Origin of the sequence: Marinobacter maritimus (genome assembly GCF_007671675.1) — a bacterium.
GTDB lineage: Bacteria > Pseudomonadota > Gammaproteobacteria > Pseudomonadales > Oleiphilaceae > Marinobacter > Marinobacter maritimus.
The window spans coordinates 1,005,231-1,030,227 of sequence record NZ_VCGW01000002.1 but is presented as its reverse complement, the minus strand read 5'-3'; the positions used below and the strand labels follow the sequence as shown (position 1 = coordinate 1,030,227).

27 protein-coding genes are annotated in these 24,997 nt (G+C 54.1%); 17 read left to right on the top strand and 10 right to left on the bottom strand.

Features of this window, described 5'->3' with window-relative positions; all coding sequences use genetic code 11:
- Window positions 1–684: 684 nt before the first annotated feature.
- Window positions 685–2,379 carry an Ig-like domain-containing domain gene (locus tag FFI90_RS11965; protein ID WP_144778218.1) on the bottom strand — a complete coding sequence of 565 codons (1,695 nt, stop codon included), beginning with the start codon at window positions 2,377–2,379 and terminating at the stop codon, window positions 685–687.
- Between the two features lie 464 nt (window positions 2,380–2,843).
- On the opposite strand from FFI90_RS11965, the gene FFI90_RS11960 reads away from it, so the two are divergent.
- On the top strand, window positions 2,844–3,284 hold the full coding sequence (locus tag FFI90_RS11960) for a CopD family protein (RefSeq protein ID WP_144778217.1): 441 nt from the start codon (window positions 2,844–2,846) through the stop codon (window positions 3,282–3,284).
- Between the two features lie 32 nt (window positions 3,285–3,316).
- Here FFI90_RS11960 and FFI90_RS11955 read toward each other — a convergent pair whose 3' ends face one another.
- Window positions 3,317–3,796, bottom strand: coding sequence for a DUF2231 domain-containing protein (locus tag FFI90_RS11955; protein WP_144778216.1), 480 nt, complete (start codon window positions 3,794–3,796; stop codon window positions 3,317–3,319).
- 123 nt (window positions 3,797–3,919) lie between these two features.
- Between FFI90_RS11955 and coxB the strand changes: the two genes are divergently transcribed.
- The 5 genes from coxB (at window position 3,920) to FFI90_RS11930 (ending at window position 9,255) form a co-directional block, all read left to right on the top strand.
- Entirely contained in the window at window positions 3,920–4,549 is a 630-nt protein-coding gene (coxB, locus tag FFI90_RS11950; RefSeq protein ID WP_246123511.1) for a cytochrome c oxidase subunit II, read from the top strand.
- Entirely contained in the window at window positions 4,542–7,055 is a 2,514-nt protein-coding gene (gene ctaD, locus FFI90_RS11945; RefSeq protein WP_144778214.1) for a cytochrome c oxidase subunit I, read from the top strand. The genes coxB and ctaD overlap by 8 nt, the downstream gene beginning before the upstream one ends.
- Window positions 7,055–7,411 carry a hypothetical protein gene (locus FFI90_RS11940; RefSeq protein ID WP_144778213.1) on the top strand — a complete coding sequence of 119 codons (357 nt, stop codon included), beginning with the start codon at window positions 7,055–7,057 and terminating at the stop codon, window positions 7,409–7,411. Before ctaD ends, FFI90_RS11940 begins: the two co-directional genes overlap by 1 nt.
- Window positions 7,402–8,211 carry a cytochrome c oxidase assembly protein gene (locus tag FFI90_RS11935; protein WP_144778212.1) on the top strand — a complete coding sequence of 270 codons (810 nt, stop codon included), beginning with the start codon at window positions 7,402–7,404 and terminating at the stop codon, window positions 8,209–8,211. Before FFI90_RS11940 ends, FFI90_RS11935 begins: the two co-directional genes overlap by 10 nt.
- A gap of 231 nt (window positions 8,212–8,442) precedes the next feature.
- Window positions 8,443–9,255, top strand: coding sequence for an MOSC N-terminal beta barrel domain-containing protein (locus FFI90_RS11930; protein ID WP_186317969.1), 813 nt, complete (start codon window positions 8,443–8,445; stop codon window positions 9,253–9,255).
- Here FFI90_RS11930 and FFI90_RS11925 read toward each other — a convergent pair.
- The 3 genes from FFI90_RS11925 to FFI90_RS11915 all read right to left on the bottom strand — a co-directional run bounded on the left by FFI90_RS11925 (window position 9,153) and on the right by FFI90_RS11915 (window position 12,452).
- A complete protein-coding gene (locus tag FFI90_RS11925; protein WP_144778349.1) occupies window positions 9,153–10,103 on the bottom strand; it encodes an adenosine deaminase in 951 nt (316 codons plus the stop codon). The two genes, FFI90_RS11930 and FFI90_RS11925, sit on opposite strands and share 103 nt — an antisense overlap.
- 110 nt (window positions 10,104–10,213) lie before the next feature.
- A complete protein-coding gene (radD, locus tag FFI90_RS11920; protein WP_144778210.1) occupies window positions 10,214–12,001 on the bottom strand; it encodes a DNA repair helicase RadD in 1,788 nt (595 codons plus the stop codon).
- Window positions 12,002–12,017: 16 nt separating this feature from the next.
- Window positions 12,018–12,452: a hypothetical protein gene (locus tag FFI90_RS11915; RefSeq protein ID WP_144778209.1), complete on the bottom strand. Its 435-nt coding sequence runs from the start codon at window positions 12,450–12,452 to the stop codon at window positions 12,018–12,020.
- Window positions 12,453–13,137: 685 nt separating this feature from the next.
- On the opposite strand from FFI90_RS11915, the gene FFI90_RS11905 reads away from it, so the two are divergent.
- Complete coding sequence (locus tag FFI90_RS11905) at window positions 13,138–13,977, top strand: type IV pili methyl-accepting chemotaxis transducer N-terminal domain-containing protein (protein WP_186317968.1); 840 nt, start codon at window positions 13,138–13,140, stop codon at window positions 13,975–13,977.
- 52 nt (window positions 13,978–14,029) lie between these two features.
- Here the strand turns inward: FFI90_RS11905 and FFI90_RS11900 are convergent, their stop codons facing one another.
- Window positions 14,030–14,509, bottom strand: a complete 480-nt coding sequence (locus FFI90_RS11900; protein ID WP_144778206.1) for an FKBP-type peptidyl-prolyl cis-trans isomerase — start codon at window positions 14,507–14,509, stop codon at window positions 14,030–14,032.
- A gap of 84 nt (window positions 14,510–14,593) precedes the next feature.
- A complete protein-coding gene (locus FFI90_RS11895) occupies window positions 14,594–14,872 on the bottom strand; it encodes a hypothetical protein (RefSeq protein ID WP_144778205.1) in 279 nt (92 codons plus the stop codon).
- Between the two features lie 22 nt (window positions 14,873–14,894).
- Between FFI90_RS11895 and FFI90_RS11890 the strand changes: the two genes are divergently transcribed.
- The 9 genes from FFI90_RS11890 to FFI90_RS11850 all read left to right on the top strand — a co-directional run bounded on the left by FFI90_RS11890 (window position 14,895) and on the right by FFI90_RS11850 (window position 22,011).
- On the top strand, window positions 14,895–15,095 hold the full coding sequence (locus FFI90_RS11890) for a hypothetical protein (protein WP_144778204.1): 201 nt from the start codon (window positions 14,895–14,897) through the stop codon (window positions 15,093–15,095).
- Window positions 15,096–15,111: 16 nt separating this feature from the next.
- Window positions 15,112–15,396, top strand: coding sequence for a hypothetical protein (locus FFI90_RS11885; RefSeq protein ID WP_144778203.1), 285 nt, complete (start codon window positions 15,112–15,114; stop codon window positions 15,394–15,396).
- A 357-nt stretch (window positions 15,397–15,753) separates the two neighbouring features.
- Window positions 15,754–16,728: a TRAP transporter substrate-binding protein gene (locus FFI90_RS11880; RefSeq protein WP_144778202.1), complete on the top strand. Its 975-nt coding sequence runs from the start codon at window positions 15,754–15,756 to the stop codon at window positions 16,726–16,728.
- A 72-nt stretch (window positions 16,729–16,800) separates the two neighbouring features.
- A complete protein-coding gene (locus FFI90_RS11875) occupies window positions 16,801–17,346 on the top strand; it encodes a TRAP transporter small permease (protein WP_144778201.1) in 546 nt (181 codons plus the stop codon).
- Entirely contained in the window at window positions 17,343–18,602 is a 1,260-nt protein-coding gene (locus tag FFI90_RS11870) for a TRAP transporter large permease (protein ID WP_144778200.1), read from the top strand. Before FFI90_RS11875 ends, FFI90_RS11870 begins: the two co-directional genes overlap by 4 nt.
- Before the next feature lie 10 nt (window positions 18,603–18,612).
- Entirely contained in the window at window positions 18,613–19,581 is a 969-nt protein-coding gene (locus FFI90_RS11865) for an asparaginase (RefSeq protein ID WP_144778199.1), read from the top strand.
- Between the two features lie 84 nt (window positions 19,582–19,665).
- Window positions 19,666–20,715, top strand: a complete 1,050-nt coding sequence (locus tag FFI90_RS11860) for a tartrate dehydrogenase (protein WP_144778198.1) — start codon at window positions 19,666–19,668, stop codon at window positions 20,713–20,715.
- 87 nt (window positions 20,716–20,802) lie between these two features.
- The gene (locus FFI90_RS11855) at window positions 20,803–21,468 is read left to right on the top strand and encodes a FadR/GntR family transcriptional regulator (RefSeq protein WP_144778197.1); all 666 of its coding nucleotides are present in this window, start codon (window positions 20,803–20,805) and stop codon (window positions 21,466–21,468) included.
- Between the two features lie 42 nt (window positions 21,469–21,510).
- A complete protein-coding gene (locus FFI90_RS11850; RefSeq protein ID WP_144778196.1) occupies window positions 21,511–22,011 on the top strand; it encodes an ureidoglycolate lyase in 501 nt (166 codons plus the stop codon).
- 28 nt (window positions 22,012–22,039) lie between these two features.
- On the opposite strand, the gene FFI90_RS11845 is transcribed toward FFI90_RS11850, so the two are convergent.
- Window positions 22,040–22,681, bottom strand: coding sequence for a DUF1294 domain-containing protein (locus FFI90_RS11845; RefSeq protein WP_144778195.1), 642 nt, complete (start codon window positions 22,679–22,681; stop codon window positions 22,040–22,042).
- Between the two features lie 325 nt (window positions 22,682–23,006).
- Here FFI90_RS11845 and FFI90_RS11840 point away from each other — a divergent pair, with 325 nt between their 5' ends.
- Window positions 23,007–23,810, top strand: a complete 804-nt coding sequence (locus FFI90_RS11840) for a DUF3750 domain-containing protein (protein WP_144778194.1) — start codon at window positions 23,007–23,009, stop codon at window positions 23,808–23,810.
- A gap of 142 nt (window positions 23,811–23,952) precedes the next feature.
- Here FFI90_RS11840 and FFI90_RS11835 read toward each other — a convergent pair whose 3' ends face one another.
- Both FFI90_RS11835 and thpR read right to left on the bottom strand, forming a co-directional pair.
- On the bottom strand, window positions 23,953–24,285 hold the full coding sequence (locus tag FFI90_RS11835; protein WP_246123509.1) for a winged helix-turn-helix domain-containing protein: 333 nt from the start codon (window positions 24,283–24,285) through the stop codon (window positions 23,953–23,955).
- A 79-nt stretch (window positions 24,286–24,364) separates the two neighbouring features.
- Window positions 24,365–24,868, bottom strand: coding sequence for an RNA 2',3'-cyclic phosphodiesterase (gene thpR / locus FFI90_RS11830; RefSeq protein WP_246123506.1), 504 nt, complete (start codon window positions 24,866–24,868; stop codon window positions 24,365–24,367).
- Between the last annotated feature and the right edge of the window lie 129 nt (window positions 24,869–24,997).

Below are 24,997 nucleotides of genomic sequence, written 5' to 3'. Positions count from 1 at the left end.
AGTGCTACTGGCTTTTTAAGCGACGGCTTGCGACTGCTCTCGCACTCCCGGTACCAAATGCCAGATCAGTGCCGGGACGAGCATTGCAACTGCGTTATAAAAGCATACGTCACACAGCAGGTTTGCAGAGGCGACAATGTAATTTGTAATAGTTCAGCTGTTTGGCATTAAGAGTAAATTCGATGAATTGAGTAGAGCGAACAGGTTCGGTCTGGCTAACTGGTAAAGACGAATTCGTTATTAAAACCTTCAGTGGTTTATTAAGAACAAACTGTAGTTACTAGTTAATACTGTTGATTATTATTTTTAATATATAATCAAACTCCTAAAATATTGTGACGCTTATAACGACACCAATATATGCCGTTACGACATAAGACCCAAACAGATATAAGTAGCCAAACACTGCCAAGCGGTACATCAGGCAAGGATAAAAAGCCGCCAGACATTAACGAAGATTAATTATCGACGATGGCTGGCCGGTGTACGCCTTGGCATTCCTTGTAAAGATTGCGACTCCCAAACGAACAGGCATGCTCTGACTACACGGTGTAGCTATCTGCGAAAGACCAGCTTGTGGCGCTGATTCTGGACACATTCGACATGATAAAATCGGGGCTACTTTAGCTAACAAGGTGTTATCCAAAAAATAAGTCTGCCCCGATTTTTTCCTTGGCGAGTTATCTAGTCGAAACGTTTGCTATAAATACGGGAATCTGAACCCAAGGGCCGCGTCCAATAAACAATCCCGGTGCCGTCAGAATCAACCGCTACCTGAACCGCGGTTTGGGGCACGGCTTGATCTGACGTAATGATTAAAGGTGCTTTCCAGCCGCTACCGACTGCGTAACGACCAGCGCGAACTTCAGACTTACCGTTTATGTCACGCCGCCACACCGCCAAAGCATTGCCGTCCACATCAAGCGCTAACTGGGGAGATTCCACACTGTCGCTATCGCCCGCACTAATGTTCTCAGGTTGGCTCCAGCTATCGCTTTGTTGCGAATAGCGACTGGCTCGATTCCGGTCGCTCATGCCATTATTTTTACGCCATACCACAAGCGCGTCGCCCTTTGGTGTGACCGCAACCTGCGGGCCCCTGGAAGTACCTTCGCCATCCGACTCAATCATCTGAGCGGTTCCCCACCCCTCGCCTGCCGAATAGCGATTAGCCCAGATATTCGGCGTTGGCCCTGAAGGCTGGTTCCAGACCACGATAGCATTGCCTTCCTCATCCATTCCGATCTGCGGTTCGGAAAGGCAGAGCCCCGGACCGACGATTTCCGCTGCTGTCCAACCGCTTCCTGGTGCATAGCGGCTGGCCTGGATAGCACAGTCGCTGGAACTGATCGCCTGTACCCACGTGGCAAAGGCGCTTCCATCGGCGGTTATCGTGAACTGTGCTTGACGCAATTCGAGCAATCCACTGGACACTATGGGGGTCTCGCCTCCCCAGCTGCCGTCTTGCTTGGAATAACGGTTGACCAGAACCAGAAAACCACCAGGAGGGCTATAGTTTCGCCCGGCACGAATGACCAGTGCATTGCCCTGCTCATCAAACCCAAGCAGAGCTTTCTCATTTTGTTGTAACAAGACAAGGTGTATCGGGGTGGCGCCAATTGTTACCGCTGTACCCCAGCCGCCAGCCTTTGTATAACGGTTAGAGCCAAGGGTATACGATCCGTTGTTGAAGTAGGTCTGCCAGACCGCGATAGCATTGCCTTCGTTATCGATGGCAATCTGCGGGTGTCTTTTACCTGCAGCATAACTGCCGTCGTCAAGATCCGCGGGAAGGCTCCAGCCCTCCTCTGGCGTATAGTGGCTACTGACAGGATTTCCATTATCCGTAACCCAGACGGCGAACGCTTCACCATCCGTACCCGTCGCCACCTGAACATCCTCGCTATTCCTTTCCTGAAAATTGAAGGATGTCGCGGTTTCGCCCCACACACCATCACGTACGGTAAATGACGACGTCACGGGGGAAGACAGCGCATTACCGGATAAATCCGCAATGGCGGCATCCAGAGTGAACTGGTAGTGGCCCAACAAACCAAGCCCCAATACAGGCGTCAGTGTGACAACATTGCTGGCACCATCAAACGTTACACCAGCAGGTACATCGGTACCGTTTCGGGATAAGCGAACGGTACGTTCACTGATACTGGTGCCCAGCATATCTTCGGCAAAAGCAGCTGTAATTTTGGTGTCCGGGCTGACGCCGGCGGCACTGTCAGCAGGCATTACACTGCTGACTTGCGGGTTCTCCGACGACGCTGTGCCGTCATTATTGTTGTCGTTACAACCGGACAACAAAAATAGCCCTGTCACCAGACAAAAAGACTTTAAAAACAGTGACCGATAATCGGACATAGACATTCTCTTCCTTTCTATCCTGAGTTCAGGGATTAGGTACAGCACGAATTGCTTTTAGGGCGGGGCCGTCAGCAACCGCACACAGACCGCCAATGCTTCAGCTCCTGCCAAGGGCTTTAGTATTTGAGAACGCTCTTTCGGCAAGAATTTCCGGACTGTAGAGAGGAAGTACACAAGGGGCAATTCAATTAGGTAACGGAATAGAAAGGTTGTGTTAAAAACAGCAGTCTGCCCGGATTTTTACTGCGCCTTCCGATAGCTACCCTGATAATCCCATGATCAATATGGGCCGTCTTGAGTGACGCGAAAACCTCGACTGGCCCAGGTTTCCAATCACGTAACCAAGTTCACTATGCCACGACACCAACCTGTTTCGTCGCATTTGACTTTGTTCCCCGGCAGGCTCAATGGTAAGGTTTTGAACGGGTTAAAGTAAAAACCACTGCAGCAGAGAGGTAGTCTTCACCTTGAACTGGCTCCTTATTCTTCATATCGCAGCTCTGCTCTTTTGGGCTGCCTTGCTGGTGTACCTTCCGGCGCTGCTGGCCAGAACTGTTTATACCGCCTCAGCTTCAGGTTCAGGAAGTCGAGCTGTGCTCCGAGAACACCTCCCCAGGTTGCTCTTTACCCATATCGCCACACCGGTTGCATTGCTTTCCATCATTGCAGGTACGCTAATATTTGTTGTCCACCACAATATTGGTATTTGGCTGATCGTCAAACTGACGCTGGTAGTGTTTCTGGTTATTAATCACACCCTGCTGGGATTGTTGATCCTGCGGGCAGAGACCGGTAATGGTAAGCACGTGCAACGGTGGTGTCTTGTCTCGGCTACGGTAACCTGCATGCTGATCGCAGCAGTGTTATGGACAGTGCTTGCCAAGCCCGTTTTCGGGAGTGGCGCATAATGTTCGAAAAGCATGCCAGGCTCACCGCCTCATCAAGGGCTGCGTCGGCGCTCCGCCATCTTTTCAGGGGAAACACCAACAGCGTGATCATAGACCAGCTCGCCCCCCAGCAAACTGGTGATGGTTATCAACACACCGGTAAGCAAAGAAAGGTAAAGCCCCCACGGCATAATAAGCTGTTCGGGCTCACCCACCCTGATGAACCAATTAAGAGTCGCAATGGAAAGCAGCATCACGGCCAGCAGCGCGTGACACCATGCAGTAATCAGGCGACGTATCTGTTCAACGATGATGAGATCCAACAACCCGACCGAGCCAGACATCCAACCACCTGCCATACCGATTACTGCAAGCCAGAGTCCTGCGCGAGCCCAGAAGAAATCACCGGTCATGACGTAGCCAATGTCTGTGGCGATGAGCAGCAGCAGAGCGGCCACCGGGAAATGGATCAGCATGGGGTGGATCGGGTGACCCATAATCGACATACGACTGACAATATGTTCCTTGGCCATGGTTGCCCTCAGAGCGTGCAGGTGCGAAACAGGAGTTGTCCTCCGCCAGAAATAAAAAGAGTAGCAGCCTTGAGTGTGGTTGGCACAGGTGGATTGTTGACCGGATGTCAGGGGGAGTTCTCCATGCTTTCTCCCGCAGGCCCTAACGCTCTCTCGGCAGCATGGTTGTGGTGGGGAATGTTTGGCTGGTTCACGTTGGTTCTCGTGGTAGTGATCGCACTTTGGCTTTATGCCATCAGGCGCGCACCGGAGCCCGTCTCGAAAGCCCGAGCCAGGCAGGTCCAGAACCGGTGGATTCTCTGGGGCGGCCTGGTGCTACCGATCACCAGTATGGCGGTGATTCTGGCGTTTGGTGTACCCGCCGGCCATCGAATGCTGCCGCTGCCGCTTGCAGAAGGGAAAGCGCTTCGGATCAACGTTACGGCACACCAATGGTGGTGGGAAGTGCATTATCCGGATTCAGACATTACGCTGAAGGACGAACTGCACGTTCCAGCCGGTGTCCCCCTTGACCTCCACCTTACCAGTGCTGATGTTATTCATTCGTTCTGGGTGCCACGCCTGGGAGGCAAGCTGGATATGCTGCCCGGACGGACCAATGTGCTGCGACTGCAAGCCGATGAACCCGGCACCTATCGTGGCCAGTGTGCCGAGTTCTGCGGCACCCAGCATGCCCATATGAAATTCACGATAACCGCCTACAGTCCCGAAGATTACCAGACATGGCTTCGGCAGGAGGCCGGCAATGAATAATCTGTCGGAGCAGGCCAACCGCGAACGGGAAGCACAACTGGAGCACGTGTGGGGCAATTTGCCAGGCTGGGGCGCTCTGGCGGCAGTCAACCATACGTCCATAGGATTCAGGTTCATGGCCACCGGGATGGCATTTTTCCTGATCGGTGGCGTTTTAGCGATGTTAATCCGCACGCAGCTTGCATTGCCTGAGCAGGACATCATTGGCGCAAGCCTCTATAACCAGATTTTCACCATGCACGGCACAGTGATGATGTTCCTGTTTGCGATCCCTGTACTGGAGGGGGTGGCGATGTACCTCGTGCCCAAGATGATCGGCACGCGGGATCTGGCATTTCCCCGGTTAAGTGCCCTGGGCTACTACTGTTACCTCTTTGGCGGCGTGATTATTCTCTCCAGCCTGGTGCTAGAGGTGGCCCCGGACGCCGGCTGGTTTATGTACACGCCTCTGAGCAGCAACACCTATTCGCCGGGCCCGGGTTCGGACTTCTGGCTGCTGGGCATCACGTTTGTGGAAATCTCTGCAATTTCTGCCGGCGTGGAACTGGTGGTGTCCATTCTGCGAACCCGTGCCAACGGCATGTCGCTCAACAAAATGCCGATCTTCTGCTGGTACATCCTAGCCATGGCACTGATGATCGTTTTTGGATTCCCACCTTTGATTCTTGGCAGTGTGCTGCTGGAACTAGAACGCGCGGCCGGGTTCGTTTTCTTTGAAATCTCCGGTGGTGGTGATCCGTTGCTATGGCAACACCTGTTCTGGATGTTTGGCCACCCGGAGGTCTACATTATCTTCCTGCCCGCAGCGGGGATCGTGTCTACGCTGATTCCGGTATTTGCCCGCCATCCGCTGGTGGGCTATCGCTGGGTTGTGCTGGGCATTATTACGATGGGGTTTATCAGCTTTGGCTTGTGGGTTCACCACATGTTTACGGTAGGCATTCCGCAACTGGCCCAGGCCTTCTTCTCGATCGCCAGCATGCTGGTGGCGATTCCCACGGCTATTCAGATTTTTGCATGGCTGGCCACATTGTGGCAGGGCAAAGTTGTGTTTCACCTACCGATGCTTTGGATCGCTGGATTCCTGATAGTGTTTGTGTGTGGCGGGCTGACAGGCGTGATGCTGGCATTGGTGCCCTTCAATTGGCAGGTTCACGACACGCACTTTGTGGTTGCTCACATGCACTACGTACTGGTCGGGGGCATGCTGTTTCCGCTAATCGCCGGTTTTTACTACTGGCTGCCTCATGTATCTGGCCGTATGCCCTCAGACAAAATGGGGCGCTGGGGGTTTTGGCTATTTTTCGGGGGCTTCAATATCACCTTCCTGCTGATGCATCTTACCGGGCTATTGGGCATGCCCCGGCGGGTCTATACCTATGAAGCGGGTCTGGGCTGGGACTGGCTCAACCTGGTGTCCTCCATCGGTGGCTTCATCATGGCGATCGGTGTAGCAGTGATCATTGTCGATATCGTGCTGCATTTTCGTTTTGGTCGCCGTGCTGAACAGAATCCCTGGGGCGCGGATACTCTGGAATGGGCAATCCCAATGCCGGTGAATGCCTATAATTTTTCCAGCATGCCGGATATCACTACCCGTCACCCAATGTGGGAGCGACCCGAACTGGTAGAAAGCATCGCGGCTGGTGAGCATGATCTGGCGGAAGTGCAGAACCTGCGGCGGGATATATACGGGTCAGACGCCGTCACCGGAAAAGTCAGAGAAGTCATTCACCTGCCCACCAACTCCTGGCTTCCCCTGCTAACTGCGGCTGTTCTGGCGGTGGTATGTGTCAGCTTGCTGGTTAAAGTCTATCTGATTGCTCTGGTAGCCGCTGTAGTAGCTCTGCTGCTGGTGCTTCGCTGGGGCTGGGAGAACGGTGCCCACCCCCGGGCCGCGCCGGTACGTGCCGATGATCCCGTGGACCCACCACTCCATTCCCGTACCTGCGACGGACCCGGGTTATGGGGCATGGTGATTAGTCTGATGGCCAATGGCACCCTCTATGTTTCGTTGTTGTTTGGCTGGTTCTATCTCTGGACGGCTGCGCCGCAGTGGTCGACGCCCGAAACCAGCCCACTGGCGCTAATTCCTCTGGCGGTAAGCGGAGCACTGCTGGCCCTCGCGGTGTCGATCTATCGTATTGCTGTATCAAGACTGCGTAAGGGCAACGATGGCAGCCTGAGCCTGCAACTTTGGGCAGTCTCGGCCATAGGGCTGACTCATTGGTGCTTATTGGGTTGGGTGCTGAAGACGTCATCATTGCAACCCACAGAGCTGGCCCATGATGCGGTGTTGGCGGTGGCGTTATATTACCTGCTGCTGCATAGCGGGCTTGCGGTGATTTTTACAGCACTACAGGCGTTGCGGGTGAAGCTGGGCTATGTTGGCGCCAGAGTGCCTTACGAACCCATCGTGATTCAGGCATTCTGGGTCTATACTCTGGGAGTTTTCTGGCTCAGTTTTGCCATGTTTTTACTACTACCGATGGCATGGGGTGCGTGATGAAACCATCCCCGTTTCATCCGGTAAACCTGGTATTGGGGCTGATCATCTGGGCGCTGTGGTTTGTACTGCTCTATGGTGGGCTGTCAGTCGGTTGTGCCTTTGTCCCGCCGGATACTGAGGCTGGCGCCTGGACCTGGATCAATGCCGCTTCTTTGATCGCTGCGCTCATTGTATCGAGTTATTTATTGGTCTGTGCCTATGGGTGTTGGAAAGCGCCTTCACTGGCACAGGCCACAGACGCGGAGCCCCTCAAAGCTTTTATCAGCAAAACATCCGCTGCTGTCTATCTTGTATCGGCGTTTGCATCGATGATGCTGGCCCTGCCTGGCGCTATCTTGCCACCATGTATCTGAACTGGCGCTGTGGGTCGTGGCTCGGTCTCGCTCTGCTTGGTCTGAGTACGCCGGCCTTTGGCCATAGTCCGATAACCAGTGAAGGTGCAGAGCAACTGACCGCCATGATCGGCTTGATCATCTTCAGTGCGGTCTGGCTGGCCTATCTGATCGGCGCACGACGGGTAGCGCCAAACTGGTCGCAAGCATTTGGCTTTCACAGCACCATGGTAATCAGTTTTCTCGCTCTCTGGGGGCCGCTGGACCACTGGGCTGAAAGCAGCGCTGCGGCCCATATGGTTCAGCACATGATGTTTATGGTGGTGATTGCGCCTTTATGGGTACTGACTCGACCCTTACCTCAACTTGCTGCCGGGAGCGGGCGGCTGCTGACACGGCTGTGGCAGCCCACGCTTAAACTGGTTCAACATCCGGTTTATATGGCGTACCTCCACGCTGTAATGATCTGGTTCTGGCACATTCCCCAATTTTACGTTCTGGCCCTGAAGAACCCTTGGTGGCATCTCATAGAGCACGGGTGTTTTCTGGTCACCGCTGGGCTATTCTGGTGGTCGGTACTTAAAAGCCCTCAGCGCACAGTGGGCTGGGCCTTGTTTGCAGTGTTGTTCACTCTGATGCACACCGGTTTTCTGGGCGCAATGCTCACCTTCGCTCAAAGCCCACTATACGGAGCCGGACGCAGCCTTCAGGACCAGCAACTGGCAGGGTTAATTATGTGGGTTTTGGGAGCTATACCGTACTTGCTTGGTTCCGGTTGGATAGGCTCGCGAATGTACCGGCAATTGCAGCACAGAGTATGAGCAACGCCATTCTCCACGTCAGCGAAGATGGAACCGATGCGCCTCAGTAACGCCCAACCCGACTGGCCTACAACCTCTATTTCTATCGAATGCATTAGACCTCTGGCCTGGAGGGCGTTGCGGGGTGGTTTACGCCAGTCTTCGCTCCCCCGGCTCCTACGTCATCCAACGCATGGACGCCACTGAGCCTCCAGCCTAGATTCTGCTATGGGCTTTCAGAGGGCACGAATCATGGAAAAAATTGGACATCTTGCATCTATTTGGCACTACCCGGTCAAAGGCATGGCCGGATCGGCGCTTTCTGGCGTTTTCATTGACAGTCGCGGAATCGAAGGCGATCGGCTCTGGGCGGTCCGGGACCTCAAACGGCGGGAAATTCAGAGCTGCAAATTCCGCCCGCAACTCCTCCAGTGTCGCGCCAGCTATTCCGGCCCAGAAAAGAAGGCCGTGCAGATCACTTTTCCCAATGGCGAACAAAGCCTGTGTGGTGAGGCCGGCACCGATCAACATATCTCGGAACTGGTGGGACACGATAGCGAACTCAGGACACTTGAACCCGAATCCAATGAGGCGTTCTACCGGCGCTACAAACAAGGCAATAAACACTGGTTGGACGAGCTCAAGAACACCTTTGCAAGAGAACCCGGCGAGCCGCTACCCGATCTCGATAACCTGCCGCCTGAGATGCAGGAGTACGTGTCCCGGCCAGGCACCTTTTTCCTGGTCTCGCCGCTGCATATTCTGACCACCGCCAGCCTGGACCACATGCGAGCCAACAATCCGGGTGCCGACTGGAACCTCGAACGTTTTCGCCCCAACATCGTTATCGAAACCGAGCCCGGTATTTACGGGCTTGCCGAACAAACGTGGCTGGGCCGCACATTGCGCATCGGTGAAACCGCTATCCAATGTCAGGGCCCGGCACCCCGCGCCATACGCCATCACACCAGCCGGGCATCCATACTGTTCTGCGCCAGCCGACGGGCCTGCTCTTCGGTCATCCCCAGGTCATCGCGCAACGCCACGAAGTTCTCCAGCACATAACCGCCGAAATAAGACGGGTCATCGGAATTCACGGTCACCTTCAGGCCGCGCTCCAGCAGCTCCAGAATGTTGTGGTGTGACATGTCAGGGAACACACACAGCTTGATGTTCGACAGCGGACAAACCGTGAGCGGAATCTGCAGTTCGGCCAGCCGGTCGAGCAATTTCGGGTCTTCTGCAGCGCGAACCCCGTGGTCAATCCGGTTCACCTTGAGCAGGTCCAACGCCTGCCAGATGTACTCGGGCGGGCCTTCTTCACCTGCGTGGGCAACCGCCAGGAAGCCCTCAGCCCGCGCCTTGGCAAACACCCGCTCGAACTTACTGGGCGGATGGCCCCGCTCGGAACTGTCCAGGCCCACCGCAAAGAACTGATCCCGGAACGGCATGGCCTGCTCGAGCGTCCGGAAGGCATCATCTTCAGGCAGGTGCCGCAGGAAACTGAGAATTAGCCCGCCGGATACCCCCAACTGCTCGCGGCCGTCGTGCAGGGCACCACAGATTCCATTGAGAGCCACTTCAAAAGGGATGCCACGCTCGGTATGGGTTTGCGGATCGTAGAAGGGTTCAACGTGCACCACGCCCTGGGCCTGGCACTTCTGCAGATAAGCCCAGGTGAGATCATAAAAATCCTGCTCGGTGCGTAGCACGTTGGCGCCTTTATAATACAGGTCCAGAAATTCCTGCAGATTATTGAAGGCATAGGCATGGCGCAGCGCGCCCACATCATCCCACGGCAATTCAATGCCATTACGACGGGCCAACGTAAACATTAGTTCGGGCTCGAGCGCGCCTTCCAGATGAAGGTGCAGCTCCGCTTTGGGCAAAGCTTTCAACCAGGCTTCGTTCATCGCAGTCTCCGGGAGAGATATATTGTAGAGCATCAAATCATCCCGGAAAGACACGCGCTCTTGCAAATGCCACAGTGATCAATGGGAAAACCAGAGCAGGAAGACAAGCTTTACACTTCATTAGCCTTACGATAGGCACCCATATAATCGAAAATCCGCTCCTGCACCTGCCAGTAATGCTTTTGTTTGCGGGCAATGACAAAATCCGGTGCCGGCAACAAGGCTTGTATCTCAAGCACCTCTTCAACCCTGCTGAACGCTTGCGGGGCTTGGCTGTTCGCTAAACGCCGCCCAAACAGTTTGTTAAAAACGTTGCGCTGTGCCGGTTTGCGGAAATCAAAAGACTCGCTGAGTTCTTCCCCGTCTTCAGCGTGATAGGTAATTCTCAGTTTGCTGTGATTGCCGTTCAAGGTGATCCCGGCACAGCGGATCACCATTGCATCTTTGAGCTTCAGAGCATCTTTTAGCTGATCATCCGGGTCGATAATCGCTTTTTTACACTGGTGACAGTTACGTGCCGCGATATCATTCTCGCCACCGCAGTGCGGGCACTCCTTGAAACGAAAACGGTAATCGCACTGCTCAAGGCGTGCGAGCCGCGCCTCTGGCTCACCCTCTTCAGCTGGCTCCAGCAGGCCCTGACAGCGGCGGCCGTAGTGTTCGATAACGTGACCCTCACTATCAGTTTTGCCCCAGAAAATATTGGCAAAACCACAGCCCGGACAGAACACCTGCACCGGCTCACTACCGGGGTTCGGTTTCTTCTCCCCCACTTCGGGGTGATGCAGATTGACACGGTTGCCCGCGTAATCAATCACCAGACAATCCTCTTTACCTTGGTCCAGACGAAGACCGCGGCCCACGATCTGCTGATACAGGCTGACCGACTGGGTAGGACGAAGAATGGCGATAAAGTCCACATGGGGCGCATCAAAGCCCGTGGTGAGTACGGACACATTCACCAGATACTTTAACTGCCGCTGTTTAAAGCGCTGGATCAGCGAATCCCGTTCATTCAAGTCGGTGGCGCCGGTAATCAAGGCTGTTTGGTGTTCCGGCAGATAGCCGGTGATCTCCCTTGCATGATCCACCGTTGCAGCAAAAATCATCACCGCCTTACGCTCAATGGCCAGCTCCATCACTTGCTCGGTAATGGCTCGGGTTACACGCTGATGTTTGCTCAACAGCTGGTTAACATCGTTTTCGGCGTATTCCCCAAAGCGGTTCCGAGGCAGCGCAGAGAAATCGTATTGCGCCACCGCCGCGTTAACCAGCTCAGGTCTGGTGAGATACCCCCTATTAATCATATAACTCAAGGGCAGTTCATAAATGCAGTGCACAAAGGGCTTATCCTGCTCGTCGCTATCATCACTACGGCCACGAACAAAGCCCCGGTAGTGATAGCGATAAATCCAGCCCATAGCCAAACGATAGGGTGTGGCGGTTAGCCCGAGCACTTTAAGAGCGTCATTCTGTTGCCGCAGCAGCTCAATGATTGTTTGGTACTGACTGCTCTCATCACCGCTGACCCGATGGCACTCATCAATGATGATCAATGAGTACTCATCTCTGAACTGGTCGAGATTGGCCGATACCGACTGCACACTGGCGAAGGTCACCTGATACCGGTTTTCCTTACGCTTCAACCCGGCGGAGAAGATGCCGGCGGTTAACCCGTAGCTCTGGTATTTGGCGTGATTCTGCTCAACCAGCTCTTTTACGTGAGTCAGCACCAGAATTTTTCGCTTGGCGATACGGGCCAACTCGGCAATGACCAGACTTTTACCCGCACCGGTCGGCAGCACGATAACGGCAGAATCATCCGATTTGCGAAAGTGTTTCAGCGTGGCATCAACGGCTTCGCGCTGGTAAGGCCGCAGTTTGAAAGGAGCATTCATTATAGGTCAATCAAGTTTAAGCCGGAAACTGCTGCCATCGGCAAAGCCCCAACGCTTGCGCCCTCAGATACTCACAAAACGCCTTCACATCGGGGTTTGTGAACTCACTGGAGATAAATTCACCCGGAATCAGCCCTTCATCCCATCGGGTTGTGACCAAAGTATGGGGGTGCGCTTCATCGTCGCCTGGATAAATCTGCACCACCGCTTGGGTCTGGTGAATATATAGATCGCGGAGTGCCTTGGAACAATGAAGGCTGGTGGGTTCGTAGTTGGTATTGCACTGGTAGCCTACCTCAGCGAAGAAATCGCTGGCGGCGGAGAACAGCGTGTCCGTGTTTAAAGCGGATGACGGCGCGGGATGAATGGATCTGCCAAGGTCGCTGGCGACATTGGTGCAGCCTGCGATTAGCGACAGGGATAGAATCATCAGCGATTTAAAATTTTTCATAACAGTACCTTACCCGATTAATGATACCCACCCGGCCCATGCGTGTGGCCATGCAGGTAGGCGTTCGGTTCACCGCCACGGGAGTTTTAGCGGCCCCAAAGCCACAAGCTCAAACCAGCAACCGCCAAAAAAAACACTATAGAATGTACTGCCAGATTTTTCCGGGTAGTTGGAGCAGGCTTTTGGGCGAAACTGAAGTAATCCCCACCAAAAAGCCCCACACCGCAGCTTTCACAGTAGTTTTTCGAGTAAGAAATCCTGAGCGCAGACGGCTCAAATCTCTTCCGACAGCTGTAACAACTAGGCTTGATCATTCCGGGCTCCAGGCAAAACAGGAGTGGTTGTATGACTTCCCAAGGAGTCAGTTTGGCAAGTTGTCGCCCTGAAAAACGGACAGGTTATGGACATTGCCTCCCGTCCTGGCCGGTGAAACCATGAAAGTGACTCCGTCCCGGTTTCTCACAAGCGCAAGGTAACACCGTTTTCATCGGTATGCTCCTGCCTGGCAGTTCAAGCCCCCTTGCGGCACTTTGAAGTTGGGGCAATCTCACCACGAAGCTGCCAATGATTATCGTCAAAGATGTGCCCCAGCCAGACGTGTAACCTCGTGTTCCCCAAATCCAGAATACAGACGATGCTCCTGGAATTAGAGCTAAGCTCTGCGCCATTCACGAAGGAACACGATATGCAAAGTAACTGTAGGGAGCGCAATCCATTGCCCGAGAACCCGTTACGAGCGATGATTTCGCCCTTCGCGACACTCGCAATAGTGATGATTATGCTTTTCTTGACGCCGACCATCGGCGCAGCAGACACACTGACTATTGACGCTGCAATCAACAAGGCTGGAATGCAACGGATGCTCACCCAGCGCATCGCCAAGTCCTACCTACTGGTTGGCCAGGAGGTGTCTACCGAGACCGCCCTGAAGCAACTGGACGCTAGTGTGGCTCTTTTCGAACAACACCTCGGAGAACTGGAAGACTTTTCACCTACGCAAGAAATTACTGCCTCCCTACAGGATATTCGCCGCTCATGGAATCAATTCCGCCAGTCGGCAATTAGCAAACCAGAGAATAGTCAGGCACTTTCCCTGATCAAACAGGCCTCTCGCTTGCTTGAGCTCTGTGAGAACAACGTTCAGTTGTTTGAAGCGTATTTGGGCAGCCGCAAGGGCGAACTGATTAACCTCTCTGGTCGCCAACGCATGTTGTCACAACGTATCGGTATGTTATACGTCGCGAAGAGTTGGCAAATCGACGACCAGACCGTTGAAGATGCGTTCGCACTGGCGCTGAAGGACTTTGACCATGCGCTGGACCTCCTGACCAAATCTTCCCTCAACACCGATGAAATCAACCAGGCCCTGAGTGACGTTGTGAGCCAATGGAAATTCTCGCGCTCAGGGTTCGAATTGAGCGAAAGCGGCCGCCATGTACCTTTTGTTATTCAAGTGACCACCGAATCCATTCTGAAGAAAATGGACGCGATCACCACTCTGTACGTGTCAATTGACCCGGGCTGAAAGGAAAAACCGGGCTCAAACCCATTTCCCAGATACCCTTGTTGTGCATCCTTCAATGATGCCCACCCGGCCCATGGGCGTGTCCGTGTGCTATCTCTTCCGGATCGGCAGCGCGTACTTCGAGGATTTCGACATCAAAGGTCAGGGTTTTACCTGCCATCGGATGGTTGGTGTCGACATCGGCAAACTTAAGGCCGACCTTGGCGACGATCACGTGGCGCGGGCCATGCTCTGTTTTTACCTGGGCAATCATACCCGGCTTCCAGCGTTTGGCACCCATCAAATGTTTGACCGGCACGCGCTGTATCGCATCAGTCTTACGCGGACCATAGGCTTTTTCCGGAGTGACCGTCACGCTGAACGTATCGCCGGCATCGCGATCTTCCAGGGCTTCTTCGAGCCCCCGGATAACGCCACCGTGGCCATGCAGGTAGGCGTTCGGCTCGCCACCACGGGAGCTTTCAACGACGTTGCCTTGATCATCACTAACGCTGTAGTGAAACAAGACAACGTGATTCTTTTCGATTGGCATAAGATTCTCTGCGACGGTTAAAAGTACGCCATTATAGCCGGCCGCGGCGCTGACTCCAGTTCAGATTGTATGCTGCATCGGAGGTCACGAGTCTGGTTGTGCCTGCGAGTTCGGATACACATGTTGGGCATTGAGCAGCTGGCAGGCGTAATTGAGACTGAGCTGGTATAGGGTTTCGTCACAACCTGCCACCGGCGAATCAATGAGCGTGGTATCCAGATCGAAACCAAAGCGATCGCCGGCGACCACCGACAGGATTTGCTGTGGATTGGCCACCAGCGGTGCTTTCCCGACTCGTCGCTGGTCGTAACGAAAAAAACCGTTTTCACTGATCAGCGTTTGAAAGGTGGCCACATGCGGCATGTGCAAGTTTCACGGATGGACAGTGCCAAAGCAGCGGTGCGAGCAAGCCAATGCTTCGGTAGTCCTGTTGCAGGCCGATCCGCGCCCATTGGATACCCTCAACCCCATCAAGGCCAACATCCAGCACTGGTCGATGCTGGCACGGGACACCCGAACAACGGCGCGTTGGCAAGACAAACTGCCGCTCTGGTTCCGCCCGACTGGCTGGCGATCGCTTCAATGAAGTAATCGATACCCCCATGGGGAAGAACCGGGTCAGTTGGGAAGTCATCAGCCGTTCGGAAGGAAACCATTGGCGCGTACTCGGCACCAATCTCGACAATGATGTCAGGATTGATTTGACCTACCGAGTGAAGAATACCAGCCCAAATACCAGCGAGTTCGAACATACTCTTTCGTACACCATGCCGGACTTCCGCTTGGTACTGGCCAATGTACTGCATTTCAAAGCTGCCATAGAGCAGAAATCGGAGCAGGCCCTGCAACGGCTGAAGACTGCGGCGGAACAACTACCGATAATTTAACATCCCTTTCTACCTTGAAATGCCCCCGAAAATGGCCGCCCGTTACGTCACTTTCATGCTTGGCCTGGGGGCCGACACCCATCGACATATACGGATATTTCCGCACCGCAATACGTATAGCCCGCAAAATCTCGTCTAAAACACTTGTCCGTGCATAGCCGATCAACTAGGATTCCATCTGGTCTGACCGGTTTGACCGGACAGACCAACCAACAGATCAAACCATTGACCGATGTGGCAAAAATTGTAAGCGACACTCTCAAGCCACTGAATTCGATATAAAAGTCAGCTTTCCCCGGCAGTAATTAGAGCAGCTGGTTGATCGCAGATAACGAGACAATCTAATAGGAGCTCTCAATGAAGCACGGATTTATTCCAGTAGTCTCTACTCTTGCCCTTTCTATGGCTCTGTCGTCCAACATGGCGTTTGCGCAGGACTATACACTCCGCCTCAACCACACAGGCGCCCCAAGCCACCACTATCAAACTATTACCGAACAGTTTGCCGCAGAAATCGCGCAAAAAACCGACGGTGCTGTTGAAATCCAGGTATTCCCCTCCGATCAACTTGGAAATCAGCTGGAATCGGTCGAAGGCACCATGATCGGCACCCTGGAAATGACTCTCGCCTCGGATACCGTGCTGTCTAACTGGGTACCCGATATGGGTATGCTCAACCTGCCTTTTCTGTTCGAAGACATGGATGAATACCTTGAGGCGGTTGAAGGCCCCGTTGGCGATATGCTGAGTGCACAGGTAGAAAATCAAGGGGCCGTTATCATCGGTTGGTGGGGAAATGGCATGCGCCATGTCACCAACTCCGTTCGCCCCATCAACAAACCAGAAGACCTTGAAGGCCTGAAGATCCGCGTTCCGGAAGGCAAAGTGTTCGTTGACACTTTCAAGACACTGGGAGCCGGTGCAACGGTGATGTCCTTTGGTGAACTGTATTCCGCGCTGCAACTGGGTGTTGTGGACGGACAGGAAAACCCGCCCGCTCACATCCTGACCCAGAACTTCAATGAGGTTCAGGACTATGTATCGCGTACAGGCCACATCCACATGGGCTCTCCGCTCATCATGAATGCAAACCTCTTCTACAGCATGCCGGAAGACATTCAGAAAACGCTGCTAGAGGTTGGTAGAGAGTATGACCGCAAGCACATTGATTTGATCGCGAACCTTGAAGCCGAGCAGTGGAAGGCCGTCGCAGAGCGTGGCATGAAGATCAATGACGTTGACAAGTCTCTGTTCCGAAAAGCCGTACAGCCTGTCTATGACGACGCCGCTGCCACGTTCAACCAAGACATCCTTAACCAGCTCACTCAGTAACTAACTCAGCAACTAGATCGCCAATAGAACCGTTGCCTAGCGGTTCTATTGGCATGATCGGGACCGGTTTTCATGGACAATACAGATCAACCATCCTCCTCTGGCATTCAAAAATTACTGATCTCACTTTGCGACAAAATTGCGGCCATCTGTCATGTTATTGCAGCCGTCTCTATTGGAGTGATGCTGTCGCTGGTCGTTATTCAGGTCGGATTCAGATATGTACTTAACACGCCAATAGGATGGACGCAGGAGATTTCCGTATTCTCGCTGATGCTTGCCGTCATGTCGGGGATGGCCGTTGCATTCTGGCGCGGCGAACACTTCAAGGTCTCGGTGTTTGTTGACAGCCTGCCCCCGGCACTTGCCAAAGTGGTAACGCTTGCTTCCCGGCTTATTACCATCACTTTTCTCTCCGTGATTGTGTGGTTCAGCTATGCGCTAGCTCTACGAGCCATGGTGCAGGTATCACCCACCACCGGAATACCGATGGGGTACGTCCAGTTTTTCCTGACGGGTGGCTGCCTTGTAGCGGCATTCCTGCTTGTTGTGAAAACACTACTCGGCCACGAAACCCTCAGTGACGAAAGTGCTGTCAGCGCGGAACAAGTATCATGATTGAGATTCTGATTTTCTCTTTTATCGGCTTTTTGATAATAGGATTACCTATTGCGATCGCCTTGGGCGCGGCCAGCACCCTTGCCATTTATTTCGGCAGCCATATTCCACTGCTGGTGGTTGCGCAGAAAATGTTCCAGGGGCTCAATAACTTCTCGTACCTGGCGATTCCGCTTTTCCTTCTAGCCGGCGCACTGATGTATGAAGCCAAACTGTCCGAGCGCCTTGTTGCCATGGCAGGCCGATTGGTAGGAAAGCGACCGGGCGGATTAGCCAATGTGGCGACAACGTCTTCTGCCTTCTTCGGGGCGATCTCCGGATCTGCACCGGCCACCACGGCAGCCGTCGGCACCGTTCTGATTCCCTCCATGAAAAAACTGAACTATACCGCAGCGGGTTCAGGAGCCGTGGTAGCTGCCTCAGGTGCGTTGGGACTGATCATTCCGCCGAGCATCACCATGGTCATCTATGGTGTGATTTCCGGGGTATCCATCGGCGGGTTGTTCATCAACGGAATTATTCCAGGAATATTGCTGACGCTGGCCATCTGTATGCTCAATTGGTGGCGTGGAAGAAAGAGCTTTGATGACATCAGCATTAACGATACGCCTCCCCCGCCAAGCGAGCGCCTCAAGAATCTGGCGGCGCTGTTTATGCCGATCATTATCATTGTGGGGATCTACTCGGGTGCCTTTACGCCAACCGAGTCAGCTGCGGTGGCCTGCATTTACGGGCTGCTCATCGGCATTTTCCTCTATAAAAGCCTGGGCATTACCGAAATAAAGCGTGCTTTCATGAGCACAGCAGCCACAACGGCCGTCATCATGTTCCTGATGGTCTGTGCCAATGCCTTTGCCTTTGTCATTACCACCGAGCGCGTGCCTCAGCTTTTCTCTGCCTGGGTGATGAGCATTACCACTGATCCAACCATGATCATGCTCATGATGCTGGCGTTGCTGATCGTGGTCGGTACCTTCCTGGATAACGTGTCGGCTCTGGTACTGCTGGTACCCACCCTGGTGGCGATTACCTCGGCTGCCGGTATTGACCCGATGTACTTTGGCGTATTCACCATCATTGCATTGGCCGTCGGACAGTTTACGCCCCCTGTAGGGCTCAACCTGTATATCGCGGCGAACATTGCCAATGAAACGGTGGAAAAGATCAGCTATGCGGTATTTCCATTCGTTGCCGTGTACATCGCAGCGCTGCTGATTTTCGTAGCCTTCCCAAGCATTCTCACTATTTTTTCCTGAAGATACAGATATGAAAAATACCGTAATACTGATTTCATTGGGCGGTACGATTGCGAGCCTGCCAAGTAGCTCGGGAAGAGCCATTGCGGGAGCCCTCTCCGGCAAAGAGCTCATGGAGAAGTTGCAGATTGAGAGCGATGGCCCGGTTGAAGTTATCACCCTCTTCCGAAAGCCCAGCAACGCCATCACCACGGCCGACCTGCTGCAGCTGAGAACGCTGTGTATTGGACTGTCGCAACGCGAAGATGTGGCCGGGCTGGTGGTATCCCAGGGCACGGACACTCTTGAGGATACGGCCTACTTTCTTGACACAAGTCTGGCGCTGCCAGACACCGCCGTGGTGGTCACCGGCGCCCAGCGCGTGCCCTACGCCCCCGGCTCAGATGCCGGCCCCAACCTTCGCGATGCACTGAAGGTCGCCGGCTCGCCGCAGGCACGGGGAGCCGGCGCTTTGGTGGTGTTCAATGAGGAAATTCATGCGGCAAATTCGGTTCGCAAACTCAGCAGCTATCAGCTCAACGGCTTTGGCTCACCGGGTATCGGGCCCATGGGCTTTGTCGATGGCGGTGAAGTCAGACTGTGCAAGCAGCTGCAGCGTTCGAACATAATTGTGCCGGGCGAGCAGTTGCCGCGTGTGGACATTCTTCCGGTTGCGGTTGACGCATCGCCCGCCCTGCTGGAAGCGGCGGTGGCCAGCGGTGCCAAGGGGCTGGTCATAGACGCCATCGGCCGCGGCCACATTCCACCAAGCTGGGTAGAACCGCTGAGATCTGCGCTGAACGCTGGCGTTCCCGTGGTAGTAACGTCTTCAACGCACTGGGGCCGGGTCGAAGAGGTGTATGAGTACTCGGGATCACTGGCTGAACAAGTCTCGATGGGCGCGGTCAAGGCCAATCACCTGAATGCCAGAAAGGCCCGGCTGAGGCTTATGTGCGCCTTGTCATGCAAGATGCCAATCGATCAATCGACATTTTCCTGACGATCTGGCTGCGCTACGCGCCCTTTCCTGGGTTGCCGAGGCCACCGTCAGCGTTGTCGAAAAACACAATGTTCAGGAGAGACAATGAATTCTTATGATATTGCAGTCATTCCCGGTGATGGCGTTGGCGTCGAAGTAACAAAGGCAACGCTTGACGTGCTCGAAGCGGCAGCCAGTAAGTTTGGCTTTAAACTGACGCCTACCCATTATGAATGGGGGTGTGAGTATTACCTTGAGCAGGGCCAGATGATGCCCGATGATGGACTGGCCCGCCTTGAGAAAAGCGATGCGATTTTTCTGGGCGCTGTAGGCTGGCCCGAGAAAGTGCCTGACAGCGTTTCACTGCACGGCCTGCTCCTGCCGATTCGCAAACAGTTTGACCAGTTCGTCAACGTGCGCCCGCATCGGCTGCTTAAAGGCGCACAAGGTCCGTTGAGGAAAACAGACTTCGATATCCTGTGCATACGAGAAAATACCGAAGGCGAATATTCCGGAGCCGGAGGCCGCGTGCATATGGGAAATCCGCATGAAGTGGCGGTGGAGACCTCCATATTTACTCGCCACGGGGTTGAGCGCATTCTCCGCTTTGGCTTCGAACAGGCTCAGCTACGCTCTAAAAAGCTGGCATCGGTGACCAAGTCAAATGCGCAAAAATATTCGATGGTATTCTGGGATGAAATCACAGATGAGCTGGCAGCCGAATACCCGGACGTAAAAGTTGAACGCTACCATGTCGATGCTGCGGCCGCTCGTATGATAACGCACCCCGAAAGCTTTGATGTGATCGTTGCTTCCAACCTGTTTGGCGACATTCTCAGCGATATCGGAGCGGCTATTCAAGGCGGCCTGGGGTTCGCGGCTTCTGCAAACATCAACCCTGGGCGGCAATTGCCTTCTATGTTTGAGCCTGTGCATGGCTCAGCGCCGGATATTGCGGGCCAGGGCAAGGCCAACCCGGTGGCTGCGGTTTGGTCCGGGGCGATGATGCTTGAGCATCTTGGCGAACGCCAGGCTGCAAATGCGATCATGACCGCACTGAATGACGTTTTGAGCAACAAGGATTACTGCACGCCCGATATGGGTGGAGCCGCTACCACGGCGGAATTGGCCGATGCTATGGTGAAATCATTGTAGTGGGTCGCATCCCCCGTTAGCACCTTGTTAGACTGGTGAAAATGAAATTACCTTTCCTGTGTTTTTGAGAGGCGTGAATACTTAACTATGCTCAACAATGCTATAGCAAAGCTTCTTCAGACCAAGATATTAAGCGGTGAGTATCCACCTGGAGAAGCGCTGCCAGGGCAGCGAGTACTAGCTGCAGAACTGGGCGTAAGCCGCCCAGCTCTGCGTGAGGCGCTGAGCGTTCTGGAGACACTGGGCCTGATCGACATTCGCCAGGCCCGAGGTGTCTTCGTTCCTGATCCCAAAAACATGGCGACCAGTAGCACCTGCGAAGTAAGCCGTCGCACCCGAGAGGTTTTCCAGTTTCGTTTGGCCGCAGAGCCCTATGCCGCGGCAATGGCCAGCCGGCTTCGCTCGAATGACGATCTGGAGCGCCTGAAAGGAACCTTGTACCGGATGCGCTACGCGCTTGATGAGGGGCAGCTGATTGATGCGGTCCAGGAAGATTTCAACTTCCATCACATCATCTTCTCCATATTGCAGAACTCGATTTTTACCGACACCAGACGGCGCACTGCGACAGACATCCACAGCGCTCAGTGCAAACCCTTGCGCAATAAAGAAGAAGTGATGAAGCCTCTGGAAGAGCATCAGCAAATCATTAACGCCATTCGGGACCAGTCGCCCGAACGCGCAAGTGCGGCCATGGCTTATCACATCCGCGCTGCAGCGATACGTGGTGGTTTGAGCAATGACGATATTTAACCATAAAATGACCGACCTGCGTTCACAAAGCGGAGAGCTCAGATGAGTGAGCAGTTATTGCAATTGACGGCCGAGCCGCTGACACCCGAGGCTTTCGTCGACTTTGGTGAGGTGATCGATCACCGCAGCGCCGATTATTTCATGATCAATAGTGGACGCACCCGGCGCTACCATGATCTGGCTAAGGTCGAGACATCAGGCGAAGAAGCAAGAACGCTGATCAGTATCTTTGTCACCCAGCCCGTAAAAATGCCACTGGAGCTGACCTTTCTTGAGCGTCACCCCCTGGGCAGTCAGGCGTTTGTGCCGTTGCACGGTGAGCGCTTTGTTGTCGTGGTGGCACCCGCAGGAGACGTGATCGACCCAGACCAGGTGCGCGCGTTCGTCACCGATGGCCAACAGGGCGTTAACTACCGCGCCGGAACATGGCATGCCATTCAATCCGTCCTCGATTGCGAGGGCACCTTTCTAGTGGTAGATCGCGGCGGCGCAGGACACAACTGCGAAGAGCATCCGCTGGCACTGCGGGTGACGCTGGGATAACCGGAACAGATCTATTTTCTGTTATCAGCTACCAGATAAGCGGCCGCAAAGAGTTCAACAAATCAAAATCCAATTGCTGTCGCAAAGTGCTCGCTTCCGGCGCCACAAGCAGCCAACCCAGCGCGCCCAGATTGGCGAGGACCGCCAGCCAGAAAACGAACTGATAGCTCCCCTTTCGCGTCTTATGCCGAAAAATCTGCTGGGCCATAAGCGCACCGGGCCAGCCGCAACAAAGCTCAAAGAGGTGCAACGTGTTCTCAGCCGTACGTTGTGCCCCCCGCTGCGCCGCCCGCTTATCGATCCAATACATCACAAACAACACCAGGCTCATCGCGCCATAGGCCGCCGAAATAGAGACCGGCATATAACCTCGCTGGAACAAGCCAGCCAGAGTGGTGAAAAACACCAGCACAACTGCCGCCGCTACCCAGACTCCCGGGGCAATACTGGCACCAACCTTTGCAGCTCCCGCATACTGGAACCGCCCCGCTCTCGGCCGGCCCTGGCTATCCTCCGCGATACTGTAAGTCACCTTGCGATCAGAAACCGGCCGGCCCCGGCCTGCATAACTGCTGATATGAGCAAATACGCGCTCACCGCCGCCCTCAGGAGTAATGAAACCAAACCCCTTGGCATCGTTCCAAACAGTGAGTAGTCCTTTCTGCTTCAATTCACATCCTCCTTGAACCAGGACAACTTGATCAGGCCCGCAATGACGGTAAGAGACAACAGATACCAGAGTGCAGCAATAAAGGGCGGGTAAACCGGGCTCAAATCCATTTCTCAGACATCCTTGTTATGCATCCTTCAATCAATCTGACGTGAAACATAAATCAGTCTTTGATTCGATGCCTTAGGACTTTTGTAACTCCTCGCGGAGCGTGAAAACCGGTTTTCCTGGGTAATGCTTCGCATTGATACTTGAGATTATATGAGTCGTATACTGATTGGGTTTTGACCACCAACCAATGCATGCAGCCCGAGGTACCCTTGAAATGATCAAACCCCTTCGATGGCTCATCAGAACCACAGTATTTTTGTTGGTTCTGCTGGCAGGCCCCGCACTAATTGCAGCCTGCAGCAGTCAATCTGGCCAGAGCTGGCGTGACACCGATCGCTCCAGCGCAGGCATTGCGCCACTACCGGGCGAGACCGAAGAAGCCATTGTGCAGGTTTACGGTGCCCGCGCTTATAATTGGCGCGGAAACTTTGCGGTCCATACCTGGATTGCGACCAAGGTGCGAGGGGCATCCACCTACGAAGTTCACGATGTCACTGGCTGGGGTTATAAGGCGGTGCGGTCCCGCCCCGGTGAGCCGGATACCGCCTGGTATGGCAACCCGCCGATGTTGCTGGCAGATCTACGTGGTGAGAAAGCGGAGGCCGCCATCGCCAATATCCGGACAGCTATCGACGCCTACCCCTTCCCGAATGAATACAAAGCCTGGCCCGGGCCCAACAGCAATACCTTTGTAGCTTGGGTAATCCGGCAGGTACCCGAACTGAATGTTGCACTGCCCAACATTGCCATCGGAAAAGATTATCTCGCTGACGGAGTATTTGCGAAAGCGCCCAGCGGCTCGGGCTACCAGTTCTCCCTCAATGGTTATTTCGGCCTTATGGCGAGTATCCGGGAAGGTGTTGAACTGAACATACTCGGCCTCAACATTGGCGTTGACCCTCTGGCTTTGGCCGTCAAATTACCCGGCATCGGGCACATTGGCCTGCGCGACCCCTGGATGGATCGCTCGACGTGGCACAAAGCTCCGGTTATGGAGCAGGTTTCAGACTCCAACTGAGAGGGACAAGTCGAACCTATTGAACCTCGTTCGCATCTACCGCCTCATGGCGGAGTTTGTGTATCCGGACCAGGTTCTCCAGTGCTTCTTCATTCATTGATGCTTCCTTTCAATAATATGTACTGTCCTTCCAAGACCTTCCTCAAAAAAGGGTTATTGTTAGCTCGACGTTTCTTTGTTCTGGACCGAGCAGTTTGGAGACAAGAGAAGACAACTCCGGAAAAACGGGCGAGTCCGGATTGGCCCTATATCGTTTCTGGCTCCCCTGCAGCTTCACTTGCACCAGGCCGCTATCCACCAGGCGCGCCAGTTCCCGCTGCACAGCCCCCGAACCTGCTTCCGCCTGCTCGATGAGCTCTTTGATCGAAAAGTCCCTTTCCTGACGTGCAAAGAACAGTCGCAGTACCTTTTGGCGGGTTTGTGAGAACAGGGCATCCGCTAACCCCGTGCGGTTCGATGTTGTTACTGCTGGCATGTTAACGGCACCCCCAAAACCCATTCTGGGTAACTACATACCCAAGATGGGCATCTTGAAACTGTTGGAGCCGAACTGCTTAAACCGGCAGCTCGCTCTCAAAACGCACAAACTGATCCACCTCAAACGACCCAAAAACCGTGCCCTCATACTCAGCCAGCAAGCTCTGAACCGAACAGGGCTGGCGCTTGAATCTGGCCAGGGTGATATGGGGACGGAATGCCCTGCTTTCCGTTGTTAATCCGAGGCTTTCCATCTGACTTTTAATCGCACTATGGAGGCTGGCAACGGGAGACACTGGCTGGACGCCTGCCCAGAGATTCCGGGCCGCGCAAGGCTGGCCGAAACTACCTAACCTCGCAACACTCAGCTCAAAAGGGGCCAGGGGAATAGGGTGAGCAACCTCGCACACTGATGATAGACACTCTTCCTTAACGTCACCAAGGAACAGCAAGGTGATGTGCATCTGCTCCACACTTTGCCATTTGGCACCAGACACCCCTGCTCTGACCTTCAACAGGCGAGCCTTGATCTGGGAGGGAATCTCCAACCCGAAGAATAGTCTGCGCATGGGTTTATTCATAATGACTCATCTTACGCACCATACCACTGGGAAACCGGGATAGATTTAATCCGTTTGCTCCCTAACTCCTTTGATTTCACAAAGTTTTACTCCGCCTACCCCCCAGTTTATAGCAAGCTCACCAACGCT

Coding starts and splice junctions, on each gene's coding strand:
- FFI90_RS11925 (WP_144778349.1), bottom strand. CDS start 10,103: ATGAACGAAGCCTGGTTGAAAGCTTTGCCCAAAGCGGAGCTGCACCTT.
- radD (WP_144778210.1), bottom strand. CDS start 12,001: ATGAATGCTCCTTTCAAACTGCGGCCTTACCAGCGCGAAGCCGTTGAT.
- FFI90_RS11895 (WP_144778205.1), bottom strand. CDS start 14,872: ATGCCGCATGTGGCCACCTTTCAAACGCTGATCAGTGAAAACGGTTTT.
- FFI90_RS11940 (WP_144778213.1), top strand. CDS start 7,055: ATGAAACCATCCCCGTTTCATCCGGTAAACCTGGTATTGGGGCTGATC.
- FFI90_RS11935 (WP_144778212.1), top strand. CDS start 7,402: ATGTATCTGAACTGGCGCTGTGGGTCGTGGCTCGGTCTCGCTCTGCTT.
- FFI90_RS11955 (WP_144778216.1), bottom strand. CDS start 3,796: ATGGCCAAGGAACATATTGTCAGTCGTATGTCGATTATGGGTCACCCG.
- coxB (WP_246123511.1), top strand. CDS start 3,920: ATGCTTTCTCCCGCAGGCCCTAACGCTCTCTCGGCAGCATGGTTGTGG.
- FFI90_RS11855 (WP_144778197.1), top strand. CDS start 20,803: ATGCTCAACAATGCTATAGCAAAGCTTCTTCAGACCAAGATATTAAGC.
- FFI90_RS11870 (WP_144778200.1), top strand. CDS start 17,343: ATGATTGAGATTCTGATTTTCTCTTTTATCGGCTTTTTGATAATAGGA.
- FFI90_RS11860 (WP_144778198.1), top strand. CDS start 19,666: ATGAATTCTTATGATATTGCAGTCATTCCCGGTGATGGCGTTGGCGTC.
- FFI90_RS11865 (WP_144778199.1), top strand. CDS start 18,613: ATGAAAAATACCGTAATACTGATTTCATTGGGCGGTACGATTGCGAGC.
- FFI90_RS11885 (WP_144778203.1), top strand. CDS start 15,112: ATGGGGAAGAACCGGGTCAGTTGGGAAGTCATCAGCCGTTCGGAAGGA.
- FFI90_RS11840 (WP_144778194.1), top strand. CDS start 23,007: ATGATCAAACCCCTTCGATGGCTCATCAGAACCACAGTATTTTTGTTG.
- FFI90_RS11900 (WP_144778206.1), bottom strand. CDS start 14,509: ATGCCAATCGAAAAGAATCACGTTGTCTTGTTTCACTACAGCGTTAGT.
- FFI90_RS11880 (WP_144778202.1), top strand. CDS start 15,754: ATGAAGCACGGATTTATTCCAGTAGTCTCTACTCTTGCCCTTTCTATG.
- thpR (WP_246123506.1), bottom strand. CDS start 24,868: ATGAATAAACCCATGCGCAGACTATTCTTCGGGTTGGAGATTCCCTCC.
- ctaD (WP_144778214.1), top strand. CDS start 4,542: ATGAATAATCTGTCGGAGCAGGCCAACCGCGAACGGGAAGCACAACTG.
- FFI90_RS11875 (WP_144778201.1), top strand. CDS start 16,801: ATGGACAATACAGATCAACCATCCTCCTCTGGCATTCAAAAATTACTG.
- FFI90_RS11905 (WP_186317968.1), top strand. CDS start 13,138: ATGCAAAGTAACTGTAGGGAGCGCAATCCATTGCCCGAGAACCCGTTA.
- FFI90_RS11850 (WP_144778196.1), top strand. CDS start 21,511: ATGAGTGAGCAGTTATTGCAATTGACGGCCGAGCCGCTGACACCCGAG.
- FFI90_RS11965 (WP_144778218.1), bottom strand. CDS start 2,379: ATGTCTATGTCCGATTATCGGTCACTGTTTTTAAAGTCTTTTTGTCTG.
- FFI90_RS11835 (WP_246123509.1), bottom strand. CDS start 24,285: ATGCCAGCAGTAACAACATCGAACCGCACGGGGTTAGCGGATGCCCTG.
- FFI90_RS11915 (WP_144778209.1), bottom strand. CDS start 12,452: ATGAAAAATTTTAAATCGCTGATGATTCTATCCCTGTCGCTAATCGCA.
- FFI90_RS11930 (WP_186317969.1), top strand. CDS start 8,443: ATGGAAAAAATTGGACATCTTGCATCTATTTGGCACTACCCGGTCAAA.